General features: G+C 45.9%; 10 protein-coding genes. 9 read left to right on the top strand and 1 reads right to left on the bottom strand.

Going from position 1 to position 14,498, the window contains the following annotated elements; translation table 11 throughout:
* Positions 1 to 16: 16 nt before the first annotated feature.
* The 8 genes from hppD (at position 17) to BUB37_RS00880 (ending at position 10,562) form a co-directional block, all read left to right on the top strand.
* Complete coding sequence (gene hppD / locus BUB37_RS00915) at positions 17 to 1,159, top strand: 4-hydroxyphenylpyruvate dioxygenase (protein WP_072986997.1); 1,143 nt, start codon at positions 17 to 19, stop codon at positions 1,157 to 1,159.
* A gap of 451 nt (positions 1,160 to 1,610) precedes the next feature.
* A complete protein-coding gene (locus BUB37_RS00910; protein WP_072986994.1) occupies positions 1,611 to 2,390 on the top strand; it encodes a DUF3108 domain-containing protein in 780 nt (259 codons plus the stop codon).
* A gap of 7 nt (positions 2,391 to 2,397) precedes the next feature.
* Positions 2,398 to 3,372 (top strand): tryptophan 2,3-dioxygenase family protein, encoded by a 975-nt coding sequence (locus tag BUB37_RS00905; RefSeq protein ID WP_072986991.1) that lies wholly within the window; start codon positions 2,398 to 2,400, stop codon positions 3,370 to 3,372.
* A gap of 4 nt (positions 3,373 to 3,376) precedes the next feature.
* Positions 3,377 to 4,678 carry a peptidoglycan DD-metalloendopeptidase family protein gene (locus BUB37_RS00900; RefSeq protein ID WP_072986988.1) on the top strand — a complete coding sequence of 434 codons (1,302 nt, stop codon included), beginning with the start codon at positions 3,377 to 3,379 and terminating at the stop codon, positions 4,676 to 4,678.
* Positions 4,679 to 4,756: 78 nt separating this feature from the next.
* On the top strand, positions 4,757 to 6,394 hold the full coding sequence (pgi, locus tag BUB37_RS00895) for a glucose-6-phosphate isomerase (RefSeq protein ID WP_072986985.1): 1,638 nt from the start codon (positions 4,757 to 4,759) through the stop codon (positions 6,392 to 6,394).
* A gap of 172 nt (positions 6,395 to 6,566) precedes the next feature.
* Entirely contained in the window at positions 6,567 to 9,374 is a 2,808-nt protein-coding gene (locus BUB37_RS00890; protein ID WP_072986982.1) for a TonB-dependent receptor, read from the top strand.
* Between the two features lie 92 nt (positions 9,375 to 9,466).
* The gene (locus tag BUB37_RS00885; protein WP_072986978.1) at positions 9,467 to 9,907 is read left to right on the top strand and encodes a hypothetical protein; all 441 of its coding nucleotides are present in this window, start codon (positions 9,467 to 9,469) and stop codon (positions 9,905 to 9,907) included.
* Between the two features lie 67 nt (positions 9,908 to 9,974).
* On the top strand, positions 9,975 to 10,562 hold the full coding sequence (locus tag BUB37_RS00880) for a 3-keto-disaccharide hydrolase (RefSeq protein ID WP_072986975.1): 588 nt from the start codon (positions 9,975 to 9,977) through the stop codon (positions 10,560 to 10,562).
* Positions 10,563 to 10,582: 20 nt separating this feature from the next.
* Here BUB37_RS00880 and BUB37_RS00875 read toward each other — a convergent pair whose 3' ends face one another.
* Positions 10,583 to 11,650, bottom strand: a complete 1,068-nt coding sequence (locus tag BUB37_RS00875; protein ID WP_072986972.1) for an endonuclease/exonuclease/phosphatase family protein — start codon at positions 11,648 to 11,650, stop codon at positions 10,583 to 10,585.
* A 116-nt stretch (positions 11,651 to 11,766) separates the two neighbouring features.
* Here BUB37_RS00875 and BUB37_RS00870 point away from each other — a divergent pair, with 116 nt between their 5' ends.
* Positions 11,767 to 14,496 carry a peptidase associated domain and porin domain-containing protein gene (locus BUB37_RS00870; RefSeq protein ID WP_072986969.1) on the top strand — a complete coding sequence of 910 codons (2,730 nt, stop codon included), beginning with the start codon at positions 11,767 to 11,769 and terminating at the stop codon, positions 14,494 to 14,496.
* Positions 14,497 to 14,498 lie beyond the last annotated feature (2 nt).

Here is a 14,498-nt window from a genome sequence, read left to right as displayed (position 1 = left end):
CTTAAAAACCATAATTATGTCAACTTTGGATAATACCTCTCTTCAGCTGCCAAAGGAAAATCCCGAAGCAGAAGACTTTCTACCCTTATTGGGTACCGATTATATTGAATTGTACGTGGGCAACGCGAAACAGGCTGCCCATTATTACATGGCCGCATGGGGCTTTCAGCCCTTGGCCTATGCGGGTCTTGAGACCGGCCTGAAAGACCGGGTGTCCTATGTTTTGCAACAAGGTAAAATTCGCTTGGTTCTTACCTCCCCCTTGAAACCGGGCGGGGAAATCAATAAGCACATAGACGCCCATGGCGATGGCGTCAAGGTTATTGCCCTGTGGGTAGACGATGCCGCTAAAAGTTACAAGGAAACGGTCGACAGGGGCGCAAAGGCCTACCTAGCCCCCAAAACCATTGGGGACAATGAAGGGGAAGTGGTGCTGTCGGGAATCCATACCTATGGGGAAACCGTCCATATTTTTGTCGAGAGAAAAAACTATAAGGGGGCGTTCATGCCCGGTTACCAAGTTTGGAACCCCTTTTACCGACCATCGGATGTAGGCCTTAAGTATGTTGACCATATTGTGGGCAATGTGGGTTGGAACGAGATGAACAAGTGGTGCGAGTTTTATGCCAAGGTTATGGGATTTGCACAATTGGTGTCATTTGACGACAAGGATATTTCGACCGAATATACGGCCCTTATGAGCAAGGTTATGAGCAACGGCAACGGGCGGATCAAGTTTCCGATCAACGAGCCCGCCGATGGCCGTAAGAAGTCCCAGATCGAGGAGTATATAGAATTCTACAATGGCGCGGGGGTGCAGCATATGGCCTTGGCGACCGATAATATCATAGAAACCGTTACCTCGTTAAAAAATCGCGGAGTCGAATTTTTGACCGTGCCCTCCAGTTATTATGACGATGTACTGGATCGTGTGGGCCATATCGACGAGGACCTATTGCCCCTGCGCGAATTGGGTATTTTGATAGACAGGGACGACGAGGGATACCTGCTCCAGATTTTTACCAAACCAATTCTCGATCGGCCTACGATGTTTATAGAGATCATTCAGAGAAAAGGGGCAAAATCGTTTGGCAAGGGTAATTTTAAGGCCCTCTTCGAAGCTATTGAACGGGAGCAAAAAACAAGGGGAACCTTGTAAGGCGACCGCTGCGGTTTTCGCCGCCGGAAAGGTGGAATTTTACCGCTTCGACGATGTAGGAATCGGCGGGGGCAATCAGCTTCTTTATGGGCTTTAAATAGCCGTATTTCTTAAGAAATCGCCAATTTTACGCCTGTAAGTAAAAAGAACTGTTAATGTAATAGTTAAAGTAAGTTAAATACATTGACGATCTGAAACTAAGCAGTAAATTTGTTGGTGTAAGGGGTGGTTCCCTTACAACTTTAAGTATTGGTTTTTCATAATTTAAAGTTTGGTTGGTTATTTAGGAAAAGCTCTGACAGTAATGTCGGGGCTTTTTTTAATATTGTACCTTGGGCGAGGTAATCGTGTGTTCATGTGGGCAATACTTTGGAATAAATTTTGTTTAAGTTATTGTAATTCAAAACGAATCCGGACGGCATTTTTTAATTTTATTGCCAAAACAAAATCTATGAAGACGGTTTTTACGATACTTATTCTGCTTTCTGGTTGGGTCGCAGGGGCCCAATACGAAAGTTCAGCTTTTAAACCGGGCGAATGGTTGAAGTTTCGAATGCACTATGGCTTTTTAAACGCAAGCTATGCCACCCTTCACGTAAAATCGGATAAAATTGACGATGTGCCCGTATACCATGTGGTGGGCAAAGGCCAGACCACCGGCTTGGCCAGTCTCTTTTTTAAGGTAGACGATACCTACGAAAGCTATTTTGGCAAAAAAGACGGTAGGCCGTACCGGTTTATACGCAAGATCAACGAAGGAGGGTACACCAAAGACATCGAAATCAATTTCGACTACAAGAACGATACCGCCATACTCAACGATAAAAAGAACAAGAAAAAGTATAATTTTGACCTGGAGGACAACATTCAAGACCTTCTGTCCGCGTTTTATTATTTGAGGGACAACTACAATCCCGACGATTTGGTAAAGGGCGAGGCCGTAGAGTTGAAGATGCTGTACGACGACGACGGTATTTTTAACTTTCAGCTCAAATATTTGGGCAAGGAAATACTAAAAACCAAGTTCGGTAAGGTAGAATGTTATAAATTTAGGCCTTTGGTTCAATCAGGTCGCGTTTTCAAGGAAAAGGAAAGCCTTTCGCTTTGGGTTTCTGCAGATGACAATAAAATACCCATTCGCATACAGGCCGACTTGGCCGTGGGCGCTATCAAGGCGGACCTCGACGGGTATAACGGACTGAAGCACCAGTTCAAAATAATAATGGACTGAACGATTGATGAAAGACAAGGAGCGTATAGATTCACAGATTTCGAAGCTTGAGGAAAAATACAAGGACTCCGGCCAGGATTTAAGCTCTTATCTCGACGGTCTGTTGCACCAACGCTACCTCACCTACTGGGACTATATCAACTTGGATACTCTGTTGAGCCTTCAACAACCAAGGACCTACTTTCCCGATGAGGAAATCTTTATCATGTACCACCAGATCACCGAGCTTTATTTCAAGCTTATCCTGCACGAACAAAAACAGCTCGTAGACGACAAATCCCAAAACCTTGATTTCTTTATAGAGAAGACCCGTAGGATCAACAGCTATTACAAGGCCCTTATTTCCTCTTTCGGCATCATGATCAAAGGAATGGAGCGCGAGCAGTTCTTGCAGTACCGAATGGCCTTGCTCCCGGCGAGCGGATTTCAGTCCGCACAGTATCGAATGATCGAAATATATGCGACCCCTTTGGAAAATTTGGTCCACCATTCCAAAAGAAGGGAAATGTCGTCGAACAATTCGATAGAGGAACTGTACGAGGAGATTTATTGGAAAAAAGGGGCGACCGATATGGCCACGGGCGAAAAGACCTTGACCCTTAAGCAATTTGAGTATAGATATACCCCTCGGTTGGTGCGGATAGCCAAGCAAGTAGAAAAGAATACCATCTATCACAAATATTTGCAATTGCCCGAAACCAAAAGGTATAATAAAGAGTTGATAGATGCGTTAAAAACTATGGACATCAACGCCAACGTCAACTGGCCGCTGATGCATATGGGGTCGGCCCATAGGTATTTGGCAAAGAACGAAGGGCAGGTAGATGCCACCGGGGGCACGAATTGGAAGGATTACCTGCCTCCAAGTTTTCAAAAAGTTGTATTTTTTCCGAAAATTTACTCCAAACAAGAGTTAAATAATTGGGGGAAGCAGTGGGTAGACCATATCTTTAATCCTGAAAAACAAAAAAAACTAAAATAGAATAATGCAAAAATACTGGGGCCTCGTTTTCATTTTGTTTTTGATCTTGTCGTGCAAAGAAGATAACAAGTCGGCTATCGACAAACAACCCTTGACCGAAATCGCCGCGGTTGAAACCCTCGAAAAACCGGTGGTCAAACACTTTGGTTTTAATCTCGAAGAGTTCAACGTTCAGTTGGATACGATAAGAAGAGGCGACAGTTTCGGTAAATTGATGTTGGAAAACAAGGTAGATTATCCCAAAATCGCCAAGGTCACCGAAGAGTACAAAGACACTTTCGACGTTCGCAAGATACGGGTGGGAAAACCCTACCTTATTTTAAAATCTAAGGATACCACGGCAACGGCACAGGTCTTTATTTACGAAAACGACCCCATAAACTACACCGTTGTCGATTTTCGCGATTCGGTAAAGGCGTATAGGGAAAAGAAGCAGGTAAAGTATTTGGAAAGGGAAGTATCGGGCGTGATCCGGACAAACCTTTCGGAGGCCCTGTTGGAACAGGGGATAGATTATATGGTGACCCACAATTTGGCAAACGTTTACGCCTGGACCATAGATTTTTCGATGCTTCAAAAAGGGGACCGGTTTAAGGTAATCTACAAAGAAAAGTATATTAACGATTCGATCTATGCAGGTTCGGAGGCTATCGATGCAGCTTATTTCGAACACAATGGCAAGCCTATATACGCTTTTGCCTATGAGAGCGATTCGTTGAAGAGTATGGTCGACTATTACGACGAAAAGGCCAATAACCTCAGGAGGACATTTTTAAGGATGCCCGTTGAATTCGGCCGCTTATCCTCAAGATACAACCTCAAGCGAAGAATCAGGTATTACGGCAACAAGGTAAGACCACATAGGGGAACCGACTATGCCGCACCGATAGGTACGCCCATTATGGCCACCGCCGATGGTACCGTGGTCGAATCGACCCGAAGGGGGGGCAATGGGAAATATGTGAAGATACGACACAACGAGACCTATTCCACACAATACCTGCACATGAAAAAGCAAAATGTAAGAAAAGGGCAGTATGTGCGCCAAGGAGACATTATCGGTTGGGTAGGTATGACGGGCAACACCAGTGGCCCCCATGTCTGTTACCGCTTTTGGAAGAACGGCCGACAAGTGGATCCCCTAAAGGAAGAGCTGCCGAAGGCAGAGCCCTTGGCCGAAGAACTGCAGCCGGAGTACTTCACCTATATTTCCCCGCTCAAGGACCAGCTTGATTGCATGGAATACCCTGAACGGCAGCTCGAGGAAGATATTCAAGCTCCCGATTTGGCCTCCTTGGACGAATAATCGGGCCTTTTGGGTTGTTATTAGTGGTCGTATGGCTTAATTTAGCCGCCATCTACTAATTTCTTAAAACAACCCAGCATGGCTTTATATAACATTGACCCCACCACTTTGTCGGTTTGGGGGAAACTTTCGGACAATTACAAGGCGACCAAAGAACTTCACCTAAAGGAACTCTTCGCGGGCAATGAGACCCGGGCCGAGGACCTTTCCTTGCAATGGAACGACTTTTTGGTCGATTTTTCCAAGAACCGAATATCAAAAGAAACCTTGGAGCTGCTTTTCGAATTGGCGGAAGAGGTCAAGTTGGGCGATGCGATTTCTAAGCAGTTTTCGGGGGAACATATCAACCAGACCGAAAACCGTGCAGTACTCCACACGGCCTTAAGGGCCAAAAAAACGGATGCGGTACTCGTAGACGGGGTAAATGTCGTTCCTGAGGTCTTTAAGGTAAAGGAGCATATCAAAACCTTTGCCGACAGTGTCGTCAACGGTACGCGAAAAGGCTTTACCGGCAAGGCGTTTACCGATGTGGTGAACATCGGTATCGGGGGTTCGGATCTGGGGCCGGCCATGGTTACCGAAGCCCTGAAGTTCTATAAGAACCATTTAAAGGTGCACTTCGTGAGCAATGTGGACGGAGACCATGTCCACGAGGTCTTGAAAGACTTGGATCCCGAAACAACGCTTTTTGTCGTCGTGTCGAAAACCTTTACCACCCAAGAAACCCTAAGCAATGCAACGACCATAAAAAAATGGTTCCTTGGCCATGCGACCCAAAAGGATATAGCCAAGCATTTTGCGGCAGTCTCGACCAATACCCAGGCCATTGCCGAGTTCGGCATCGATGCCGAGAACGTTTTTCCGATGTGGGACTGGGTAGGGGGTCGTTTTTCGCTATGGAGTGCCGTGGGGCTGTCGATCGCCCTGGCGGTGGGCTTTGAAAACTTCGACGCACTCTTGAGCGGGGCCAACGAAATGGACGAACATTTTAAGACGGCCGATTTTAAAGGGAATATTCCCGTGGTATTGGCCCTGATCAGCGTTTGGTACAACAATTTTTACGGCGCGGAAACGGAAGCGATAATTCCGTACACCCAATACCTAAGTAGGTTTTCGGCATATCTGCAACAAGGCATAATGGAGAGCAATGGCAAAAGTGTCGATCGCAACGGAAATAGGGTCGGTTATCAGACGGGCACCATTATTTGGGGAGAGCCAGGTACCAATTCGCAGCACGCATTTTTTCAATTGATCCACCAGGGCACCAAAATCATCCCCGCCGATTTCATAGGGTTCAAACATGCGTTGCACGGCGATACGGATCACCATAACAAGCTTATGGCCAATTTCTTTGCCCAGACCGAGGCCTTGATGAACGGAAAGACCCCAGACGAGGTGCGAAGTGAGTTGAAAGCCAAGGGAATGGAAGAAGCGGCCATGGACAAACTGGTGCCTTTTAAGGTCTTTGAAGGCAATAAGCCCACCAACACCATTTTAATTGACAAGCTTACCCCAAGGAGCCTGGGCAGTTTGATCGCCCTTTACGAACATAAGATCTTCGTACAGGGCGTCATTTGGAATATTTTTAGTTACGACCAGTGGGGCGTAGAGCTGGGCAAGCAATTGGCCGGGAATATTCTCAAGGATATCCAAGGTTCTAAAATTGGTGATCATGATGGTTCGACGCTTCGACTTTTGCAATCTTTTAAGGATTGAGTTGACGATTCCTTATTTCTCGTGTTAATGATGCTAACTTATTGCACATCAAGGTGCTTTGTCTTTCTTTCTTGTTAAATTTGTGTGAATTAATTTAACGTTCTGTTAATGTTCATAAGTGTAAAATAGAGCACTTTTGCAGGCAGTATTGAAGACTAACAAACACAAACAAATGAGAAAAATTTATTTCACGGTGGTCGCCATTTTTTCGGTGGCCGTAGCATTTTCGCAAAGCACGATTACAGGAACCGTCGTAGACGGCGAATTGAACGAACCCCTCCCGGGAGCAAGTGTGGTCGTCCAGGGCACTACAGTGGGCGCATCAACTGATTTTGATGGTAATTTCACCATCGAGGCACCTAGTTCCAAAGGAACACTCGTGATTTCATATATGGGTTACATCTCTAAGAAAGTTACTTTTAACAGTGCTGGTAGTGTAGGTACAATTACTCTGGAAGAGGATGCGGAACAGTTAAGTGAAGTTGTGGTTACCGGGGTAATGGATATTGCAAAAGACAGGGAAACCCCCGTTGCCGTTTCAACGATTAGGGCATCGGAAATTGCCGAGAAACTTGGTTCTCAGGAATTTCCGGAAATTTTAAAGTCGACACCTTCTATCTATGTAACAAAACAAGGCGGTGGTTTCGGTGATTCTAGGATTAATGTTCGTGGTTTTGATCAAAGGAACACTGCGGTAATGATTAATGGTGTTCCCGTAAACGATATGGAGAACGGATGGGTATACTGGAGTAACTGGGCAGGTCTTTCCGATGTAACTTCGGCCATGCAGGTTCAAAGGGGGCTTGGTTCTTCCAAATTGGCCATCTCTTCTGTAGGGGGTACCATTAACATTATTACCAAAGCTGCAGATAATAAGGAAGGCGGTGCGGTTGCTGCCACTGTTGGTAACAATGATTATTTGAAGACGACGGTTTCTTATAACACTGGGCTAATGGAAAACGGACTTTCTGTAAGTGCCATGCTTGGTCGTACCGCTGGTGATGGTTATGTTCAAGGAACTCCATTCGAGGCATACAATTACTTTTTGGCCATTGGGTATAGACCTAATGATAAGCACGATTTTCAATTTATGGTAACCGGTGCACCCCAACAACATTTCCAAAGAGGTTATGCTGAATCTATCAGTAATTATATTGCGTATGGGGATAATGGTGTAGATCCGAATATTCGCTATAATTCAGACTTTGGTTATAGAAATGGTAAAGAGGACACCTTCTCAGGAAACTTCTACCATAAACCAAAGGCAATGATCAACTGGGATTGGACAATTTCAGATAAATCCAAGTTGTCATCCGTGGTATATGCATCGCTCGGTAGGGGTGGTTCAATAGGTTCAATAGGTAGAATAAATGGAGGGCCTTCTTATTACGGACAATTTAAAGATGCTAACGGACATGTTCGTTTTGACGATATTGTTGCTTGGAACCGAGGAGTCAATATTCCTGCATTCGGAGATCAAAGAACAGGTTATACCGGTGGCGGCGATCCCGCATATCAGGGGATGTATGTTAACGGTGGGCAATATAGCTATGGGTTTGAAGACGATGGAGATCATATTTTTAGTTCTGAAAACGGCATCTCTCAACGTTCTTCCATGAACTCCCATAACTGGTACGGGACCATTATCAACTTTCATAACGATGTTAACGATAATTGGGCCTTTGACGTAGGTGTGGATGCCAGAATGTATAAAGGTATCCACTACAGAAGATTGGTAGACCTTATGGGTGCCGATGTTTATGTAGACAATGACGACATCAATAATACTTATAATTTTACTACGGAGACCTACGCTCCGACCATCGGAAACATTTGGAATGTGTTCAAGAGTGTTGACGACGAAACGAAAATCGATTATTACAACGACGGTAAGGTAAATTGGCTTGGTGGTTTTGCCCAAGTGGAATACACCAACGACAAGATTTCTGCCTTTATGCAAGGAGGCTTCTCCAACCAAGGATTCCAACGAATCGATTACTTTAACTACTTGGATTCCGATCCGGAGCAAAAATCGGATTGGGTAAATATTATCGGAGGTAACATCAAAGGTGGTTTAAACTACAACATTGATGAAAAGCACAATGTGTTTGGAAACGCTGGATACTATTCTAAGCAACCTATATTTGATGGAATATTCTTGAACTACGTTAATGATATCAATGAAGATCATCAGAACGAGAAAATTCTAGGATTGGAAGTAGGGTATGGTTTTAGAAGCCAGTATTTTAGTGCCAATGTCAACGTTTATAGGACATCTTGGGAAGATAGGTATTTGACAAACGGTGTCGATATTACTGACACATCAGGCAATCTGCTTTTCGAAGGTACCGCCAATTACGATGGTATAGAACAGGTGCATATGGGGGTTGAGGTTGACTTTACGGCCAGACCAAACGATTTCTTAACTTTTAATGGAATGTTGTCTATAGGTGACTGGCAATATTCCGGCAACCCAACCGGAACTGTTTATGACGATGGTCAGAATATTGTCGGGGAAGCCGAGTTTATTTTAGATGGTGTTAAGGTAAGTGATGCTGCTCAGACTACCATGAGATTGGGGGCTACCGTAGAGCCCGTCGAAAATCTTTTCATCGATGCAAGTTGGTACCATGCTGGTAACCTTTATTCGAGTTTGCTTGATGATGATGATATATTTAAGTTCCAGGATGAAAACAGCGACGGAGAACCTGATGGAGGTGATTTCCAATTGAAATTACCCTCTTACGACTTAATCGATGCGGGGATATCTTACAGAATGCCACTTGGTAAGGAAAAAACAAAATACCTTAACCTTAGGTTGAACGTAAACAACGTGTTTGACGAAATTTATATTTCAGAGTCGGAAACCAATGTTGAAGCAGAGGCAGGGGATGACACATGGAATGGTGTTAACACTTCGAACAGAGTGTTTTGGGGTTTCGGAAGAACCTGGAACTTTGGTCTGCGTTACAGATTCTAACCGCGCATTATAGATATAGTTTAAAACCCCGCACATTGCGGGGTTTTTTTATGCTCAAAAATCTGTACATTTAGGGTTTCAAAATCCATACTATGTACGAGATCATTCAGGTTCTTCATTCTTACTTGGCCTATATCGTTCTGGCCCTGCTCTTTCTGGCCGTGGCGAATGCCCTAATGGGCTGGCAGGGCAACAAAATGTTCACCATGCAAAAAGACCTAAGGCTAAGCTTGTTTGCGCTTATCCTAAGCCATATCCAGCTTTTGGTGGGGCTGATACTTTATTTCGTGTCACCAAGCGGCTTGAACGCCATACAGACCTTGGGCATGGGCGGGCTCAACTCCGCGTCGCGTTTGTTGGCCTTGGAACACCCCTTCATAAACATTATTGCCATAATACTGATCACCATCGGCTGGTCAAGGCACAAAAAGTTTATGGAAGGAAACAAGAAGTTCAAGAGCATCGCCATTTTTTATGGCCTTGGCCTGGTATTGATCCTAAGCCGCATACCTTGGGGCCAGTGGTTCAACTAAAAACCTTTTGAGTGGTCTTTTGTCGATAAAGAACAAACCGAATTCTAACTATAACCAAACAACACCAATGAAGAAATTATGTTTTTTGACCGCTGTTCTGGCCACCGCCTTGACCTTTGGGCAGCAAGAACTATTTAACGGAAAGGATTTGAACGGATGGACCATCTACGGCACCGAAAAATGGTACGTTGAAGATGGCCTGCTTATCTGCGAAAGTGGCCCTGACAAGGGCTATGGCTATTTGGCAACGGACAAGTTTTACAAAGATTTTGAGCTTTCCCTCGAATTTAAACAAGAGGCCAATGGCAACAGTGGGGTCTTTATCCGCTCTACCATAGAGGGTACGAAAATTAGTGGATGGCAGGTTGAAGTGGCGCCCCCGGGGCACGATACGGGCGGGGTGTACGAATCCTACGGTAGGGGATGGTTGATCAAACCCAAGCCCGCCAAAGACAAGGCCCTTAAAATGGGAGAGTGGAATACCATGAAAATACGTGTAAAGGGCGATAAGATTACCTCATGGCTCAATGGCACGAAAATGATTGCCCTCAAGGATGAAAAAATTGGGGCTGGCGAAGGTTCCATCGCCCTACAGATCCACGACGGGGGCGGTATTAAGGTGAAGTGGCGCAACATCAAACTTACCGAACTTTAGAAACAATATTCACAACAATGTCAATGCCCCTCTTTTAGAGGGGTTTTTTGTGCCTCCTCCCTGATCAAATAGATATATACGGGAAAATGGTCGGAATACCCACCGCTGTAACTGCCGCCGGCATAGGTTCGGAACGGGTAACCCTTGTACCTGCCTTTTGGGGTAACCAGATAGGGCGGGTTGAATACCCCGGCCTTCCAAAACCGATAGGTGTCACCGGAATCGCCTATCAGCGCTTCTGTAAAATATATCTGGTCGAAGAGGTTCCAGTTATCGCGGTAGGCCAATGAGCCTATTCCCTTTCTATATAGCTTTTCCATAGGGTTGTACAGGTCGTTTCCTTCCAATTGGCCCTTTCTTCCCTTTGTCTTTAGAATTTTTTTAAAGCTCGCGCTGATAGGGTCGTCGTTAAAATCGCCCATACTGATTATCCGGGCGTCCGGATGGAGCCCTTGAATGGAATCGACGATGCGCTTGTTCAGTTTTGCAGCGGCCATACGGTAGGGTCTGCTCCGTGCTTCGCCGCCACTTCGAGATGGCCAATGATTGACAACAAAGTAGAATTGCTCGTTGTCCAACCTTCCGCCCACTACCAATTGGTCGCGTGTATAATTTCGCTCATCGTCGTCATCGAACAGCAATAGTCTATGACTGGCGTATGAATTGGGGATAAAAACCGATTTTTTATAGAGAAGGGCAACGTCTATGCCCCGCTCATCGGGCGAATCGTAATGGACGATTCCATAACCCTTTGACCGGAGATTCGGATGGTCGACCAGGTCTTCGATTACCGATAGGTTTTCGACTTCACAGATACCGATGATGTCTGGCGAGGTTTTCGCGGTTTCCGACCCAATTTCGGAAAGTACCCTGCTGATATGGTCCAATTTTCTCCGGTAGCGCTCCATGGTCCAATGGTATTTTCCTTCGGGAGTGCGCTCATCGTCGAAAATCAGCGAATCGTTCCTTGTATCGAACAGGTTTTCAACGTTGTAGAAAGCTATGGTGCGAATTCGATACAGTTTATGCTCTTGGGCATTTGAAAAGAATACCCAAAAAAAGAGGATTAGTGCCAACCTAAAGCCCATGATATCAGGTATATGTGCCAATTAACGAAAAAACAGTGAATTTTGTAGGGATTTTATATTGGGTTTTGTGCGTTTTCGATAAATTGTTGACAATCACCGACCATTAAACTTTGTTCATGCGATTATTGACGATCATTGTTTCAATGCTTTTGTGGTATGAAACGGTGTTGGGCCAAGAGGCGTATAGGGTGCAAGGAAGCTTAAAGACCAGGTCTTCTGACCGCGTTGTGGCCCAAGCAAGGATAACGTTGGAAAACACGATGATTTCCACAGTTTCTGACCATGAAGGAAATTTCACGCTTACCGTGGGCGGGAAAGGGGAATATGTTTTACTTATAGAGGCTCCGGATTACCTCGATAAACGCCTGCCCGTGCACATTGGGGAAGGGAGTGTCGATTTGGGCGTCTTGGTTCTTGAACCTGATATACAGACCGAGCAGGCCGACAACTTGATCACCCTAACCGATTCCGAGGTAGTCGATGACGGTGCCGACACCAATCCGTCGGGTTTGCTTCAGGCCACCCGCGATGTCTTTCTTAATCGGGCCGCCTTTGACTTCGGGCAGGCCTTTTTCCGGGTGAGGGGATATGACTCGCGCAACGGAAGGGTTTCGATCAACGGTTTTCCCATGAACAAGTTTATCGATGGAAGGCCCCAATGGAACAATTGGGGCGGACTTAACGATATTACGCGTAACCAGCAGTTTTCAAACGGATTGGCAGCCTCCGACTTTACCTTTGGCGGTATACTGGGGAATACCAATATAGACACCCGTCCATCGGGCCTGCGACCCGGAACGCGATTATCGGCTTCCGTGTCAAATCGTACCTACTCGGGCCGTCTGATGGCCACCCATAACTCGAGCACCGAAAACAAGGGGTTGGCCTATACCCTGTCGGCCTCCCGAAGATGGGCCGAACAAGGTTATATAGAGGGTACGCTTTACGATGCGTACAGCTTATATGGGGCGATCGAGTACGGGTTGAGCGAGAGGCATTCGCTGAATTTGACGGGCATTTTTGCTTCCAACCGGCGAGGGCGTTCATCGGCGATTACCGAAGAGGTTTTCGAATTGGCAGGTAAACGCTACAATCCTTATTGGGGCCATCAAGATGGAGATATAAGAAATGCAAGGGAACGATTGATCGAAGAACCCATTTTTATGTTCAATCATAGGTTTGAATCACCCAAATTCAGCCTCAATACCGGCTTGGCCTATCAGTTTGGCATACATGCCAAGAGCCGCTTGGGATATTACAATGCACCCAATCCCGACCCGACTTATTATCGCTATTTGCCGAGCTACTATATCAATAGTCCCATAGGGGCCAACTTTAGGAGCGCCAACCTGGCAAAAGAGGGTTTTCTTGCGGCACCGCAGATCGATTGGGCCAAAGTCTATACGGCCAACGGCAATGGCGAGGCTGCCTACTTGCTTTATGACGATACGGTAGATGACGAACAATTGACCCTGAATACGATCGGAAATGCGAATTTGGGGAAAAGGTTCCAGTTCGACTTCGGACTTACCTACCGAAAACTTACATCCCATAATTATGCCAAGATCAACGACTTGTTGGGGGCGGAGTCTTATGTGGATATCGACCCGTTTTCCTACACCTTGAACGATGTAGACGGGGCCTTGCACAAAGGGGAAACGCAGGTTTTTAACTATAACTACGTTATACGGGCCTCACAACTTGAGGGCTTTGGACAGATCAGGTATAGCTCGGGTCCGTGGAGTACGTTCCTCTCCGCCAAGTACAGTTCGACCCAATACCAGCGCGAGGGCCTTTTCCGCAACGAGCGTTTTATGTCCAACTCATTGGGAGAAAGCGCCCAAGTCGGTTTCGACGACTACGGTTTTAAATCGGGACTGACCTATAGAATTTCCGGAAGGCATTGGGTCGATTTACATGGGGCCTTCCTCAACCGCCCGCCCGTATTGCAGAACGTTTTTATCAACCCACGGGAAAACAATGCCGTGGTGCCCGATGTGGAAAGCGAAACCGTGTCATCGGTCGACCTGAACTACAATTTTCGCCTACCCGATTTCACCGGCCGTATTAGCGGTTTCTACTCGAGGTTCCAAAACACCACCGACATTAACTTCTTTTTTGTCGATGCGGGCATTGGTTCCGATTTTGTACAGGAAGTGCTTACCGACCTTGACAAGCTGCATATGGGAATGGAAATCGGTATGGAATATCGGCCTTCTTCGGCGGTCAAACTAAGTGCTGTGGCGGCCATCGGCAAATACCTGTATGCCAGCAATCCGAGTCTGTCGATAAACTTTGATACCTCGGGTCGTGAAGAGGATTTGATCAACTTGGAGGGCAATGTTGACCTCGGGGCTTCCCAAATTAAGGATTATAGGCTGCCACAGGGGCCGCAACAGGCCTATGCCTTGGGCATTGAGTACCGCGACCCCAACTATTGGTGGGTCGGGGCCACTACCAATTATTTGGCCGACAACCATGTGGGCATTTCGGCGATTACGAGGACGGCCAGTTTTTATCTCGACCCCGAAACAGGCAGGCCGTTTCCCGAGGCTACAACCGAAAACGCAGAAAAACTATTGAAGCAAGAATCCTTGGATAATTTTTACCTGTTGAATTTGGTCGGAGGCAAATCGTGGCTTAAAAACGGAAAGTACATTAGTATTTTCGTCAGTATCAACAACCTCTTTGATGCCGTTTTTAGAACGGGAGGATACGAACAGGCCAGAAATGGAAATTTTGGGCAATTGCAAGAAGACAACATGAGCGGTACCCCTTCCTTTGCCCCCAAATACTGGTATGGCTATGGCCGTACCTATTTTCTGAATCTGGCCTTTAGTTTTTGATT

It is taken from the genome of Pseudozobellia thermophila (assembly GCF_900141855.1).
GTDB classification, from domain to species: Bacteria; Bacteroidota; Bacteroidia; order Flavobacteriales; family Flavobacteriaceae; genus Pseudozobellia; species Pseudozobellia thermophila.
Note: the sequence above shows the minus strand (reverse complement) of the source record. Positions and strands in the feature narration are given on the sequence as shown.

Coding starts and splice junctions, on each gene's coding strand:
- pgi (WP_072986985.1), top strand. CDS start 4,757: ATGGCTTTATATAACATTGACCCCACCACTTTGTCGGTTTGGGGGAAA.
- BUB37_RS00910 (WP_072986994.1), top strand. CDS start 1,611: ATGAAGACGGTTTTTACGATACTTATTCTGCTTTCTGGTTGGGTCGCA.
- BUB37_RS00870 (WP_072986969.1), top strand. CDS start 11,767: ATGCGATTATTGACGATCATTGTTTCAATGCTTTTGTGGTATGAAACG.
- BUB37_RS00885 (WP_072986978.1), top strand. CDS start 9,467: ATGTACGAGATCATTCAGGTTCTTCATTCTTACTTGGCCTATATCGTT.
- BUB37_RS00880 (WP_072986975.1), top strand. CDS start 9,975: ATGAAGAAATTATGTTTTTTGACCGCTGTTCTGGCCACCGCCTTGACC.
- BUB37_RS00900 (WP_072986988.1), top strand. CDS start 3,377: ATGCAAAAATACTGGGGCCTCGTTTTCATTTTGTTTTTGATCTTGTCG.
- BUB37_RS00890 (WP_072986982.1), top strand. CDS start 6,567: ATGAGAAAAATTTATTTCACGGTGGTCGCCATTTTTTCGGTGGCCGTA.
- BUB37_RS00905 (WP_072986991.1), top strand. CDS start 2,398: ATGAAAGACAAGGAGCGTATAGATTCACAGATTTCGAAGCTTGAGGAA.
- hppD (WP_072986997.1), top strand. CDS start 17: ATGTCAACTTTGGATAATACCTCTCTTCAGCTGCCAAAGGAAAATCCC.
- BUB37_RS00875 (WP_072986972.1), bottom strand. CDS start 11,650: ATGGGCTTTAGGTTGGCACTAATCCTCTTTTTTTGGGTATTCTTTTCA.